This window comes from Clostridium sp. DSM 8431, assembly GCF_900116755.1.
Taxonomy (GTDB): Bacteria; Bacillota; Clostridia; order Clostridiales; family Clostridiaceae; genus Clostridium.
Window position 1 is genome coordinate 1 of the sequence record NZ_FPBY01000316.1, and the last position, 1,330, is coordinate 1,330.

General features: G+C 28.1%; 1 protein-coding gene and 1 other annotated feature. The gene reads right to left on the minus strand.

The annotated features are described in order from the left end of the window. Positions 1–127: 127 nt before the first annotated feature. Positions 128–460, minus strand: a binding site (T-box leader). A gap of 115 nt (positions 461–575) precedes the next feature. Then, a complete protein-coding gene (locus BM384_RS17075) occupies positions 576–1,208 on the minus strand; it encodes a zinc-ribbon domain containing protein (RefSeq protein ID WP_090015473.1) in 633 nt (210 codons plus the stop codon). Between the last annotated feature and the right edge of the window lie 122 nt (positions 1,209–1,330).

Sequence of the window (1,330 nt, forward strand, 5' to 3'; positions counted from 1 at the left end):
TTGCGGCCTACAATTATTTTTTAATGCATTTGACAACTTCCATATGAGAAAGCCAGTCAAAATCATTGTTTAACATCAAAAAAATTTTATATTTTCTATGCATTAAAAAAGCCACTTCATCCTAAAATCTTGGGACGAAGTGACCGTGGTGCCACCCAAATTCTATATAACAAGGTGAAAAAATGTAATAAAAAAGCATTTAATCCTATTTCTTAGGACGAAATGCTATAATTTCGCTATGCCACCTATGTTACACACTCATTACAGATACAGATTTAAAATTCAAAATCGATATCCTGTCTTTTTAACGGCAGACACCCGTATACCTGTACTTTTTTAAAATTTCCAAGTATCATCTCAAAGATCCATTCAATAAAGGCTACAGTACTTGACTCGCACCAACGTCAAATTCTCTGGAAACTAAACTCCTATATCTACTAATTCTCGTCATCGACTTTTTATTTACTATATTATATTGGAATCTATTACAAAAGGCTACTTTCAATTTTCTTCATTTTATCCATTTAAAGTAAAATATCGAAAAATAATTCTAGTTTTCTTCTTATAGCTTTATTTTACTGCCTATTATAATAGTTTATTCCATCACTTGGTTTAAAATATGTTCTTATATATCCATCTTTAGAAATAAAAACTATTTCATTTTTATTCTTATCATAATAAATTTCATCTCCATCTTCAGCTTCTGTTTTATGAAGGGAAGTTGGAGAATTAATAACAGCTAAAGCCCCTTTTACATAATCCTCTTCAGATTTATAGCCAAATTCACTTCCATGCTTTTCAAAATGTTCTTTTAAAAGATTGCTATTTCTAAAACTTAAGGAAGAAAAATTTTGCTGTGCTACACTTTCATTTGTATTTTGTACAGGTTTATTATCTTTAAAGAAATCTAAATTAATTCCAAAAAATGATGCAATAATAACTACTGCTGTAATTATTATATTTCTTAAAATCTTTCCATTAGTTTTTCCTGTAGTTTTTTCTGTACTAGATCTATCAATACTTTGTTTATCTATATATTGATTATTTTTAGTATTATTAGCTTCAGAAGTTTCTTTATAGTTTTTCTTCTTATCTCTACATTCTTTACATCTCTTAGGTAGCTCTAAGTTTTTATCCTTATAAAACTTTATTTCTGAATCTGAAAGAGTAAATTCTTTTTTGCACTCCTTACAGGTTTTCTTTATCAAAATCATCACCTCTCTAATATATTATTTTTAGGGTTAATCATATTTCTTAACCCTTATATATCAAGGCTTCGAAAAGCCGAGATTTCTATATCACTCAAATTTCCTGGTATCTTTTGTACCTC